Raw genomic sequence first — 1,419 nt, forward strand, 5'->3', positions numbered from 1 at the left:
CGTCTGTGCGCCACGGTGGCATTCTTATAGAAGCCAACGACAGCGAGGGCGAGGCCATGAAAAAGCATACGACGAATAATCAGTCTTTGTCAGCCGACGTGTCGGCATGCTCCACCGTTGCGGTGGATCTTGCCAAAAGGGTTTTCCAGGTGGCCGGGGAAGATGCCCTCGGCCAAGTGATATTCGAGGAGAGAATCAAGTCACGAGAAGCCTTTCAGGTATTTCTCCGTGAACTTCCTCCGAGCGTGACGGTGCTGGTGGAAACCGGCCCCGGTGCTCAAGCATGGGCGCGGTTGCTGCACATGCAGGGTAATCCGGTTCGCATCCTGCCCGCTCAACTGGTCGCCAGTCACCGCAGCGGCCCGAAAAATGATCGCAACGATGCTTTGGCGATCTTGCGTGCCGGCCGCGACTGCAAAATCTCGGCGGTACCGATCAAGAGCGCAGCCGCGATGGCGATGCAGGCGCTACACCGGGCCCGTCAGGGATATGTGCGACGGCGCACGGCCGTAGGTAATCAGATGCGTGGTTTGCTGCTTGAACATGGTGTGGCCATGGCGCAGGGCGAAACTGCGATCAGCCAGCTCGTGCCTCGAATATTGGAAGATGCCACCCAGCCGCTGCCCGATCTGCTGCGCGAACTGATCGCCGAGCTGCTGGGCGAATGGAGTCAATTGGGCGATCGCGTCAACGTACTGACCGGTCGGCTGGAAATGGCAGCGAAAGAAGACGAGACGGCGAAGCGGCTGATGACGGTGCGCGGTGTTGGCCCGATCATCGCCACGGCGCTGATCGCCAAGCAGACCGAACCTGAACGGTTCGCCAACGCCCGCTTGTTTGCCGCCTATTTCGGGTTGGTGCCCAGCCAGCACAGCTCTGGCGAGAAGACCCGACTGGGCAAGATGAACAAGCATGGTGATGCGTATTTGCGCAGTCTGACGATCCAGGGCGCTCATGCTGTTTTAAGGCAACTGCGGCCTGATTCACAGCAGCCGGACGATCAGCGGCTGCAGCGCTGGATCAACCGCTTGGGTCGTAAGGAAGCTGCGGTGCGATTGGCCAATCGTAATCTTCGGATTCTCTGGGTGCTGCTGCAAAACGATCAAACCTATCATCGCCAACCGGGCAACGGCCAGGAGGCGACGATGAGTCACTGATAAAAGAGTTCTGCCACCGAGGCGCTAAGCCGCTTCAACCCATGCTAAGAACATTGACCCCAGGTCAGACCGTCGCGAATTGATGCCTGAGCTCCTACTGGCCCTTGAGGCCTTACTGTAATCGGCATATCGCGAGCTTACCCAATGTTGGCCAGAAGCCGGTTAACGCTTCCTCGAATAGGCCTTATACATAGATGCAACCGGGTAGCAGTGTTCAAAAGCGGGTTGAATGGTGGGGCGAGTCCATACATAGGAGCTGCCG

1 protein-coding gene is annotated in these 1,419 nt (G+C 58.4%); it reads left to right on the forward strand.

From position 1 onward, the window contains the following. The first annotated feature begins 98 nt into the window (after positions 1 to 98). On the forward strand, positions 99 to 1,157 hold the full coding sequence (locus ACWR1S_RS30795; protein WP_454566135.1) for an IS110 family transposase: 1,059 nt from the start codon (positions 99 to 101) through the stop codon (positions 1,155 to 1,157). Positions 1,158 to 1,419 lie beyond the last annotated feature (262 nt).

The sequence above is a fragment of the Pseudomonas sp. AIG genome, from assembly GCF_977020205.1.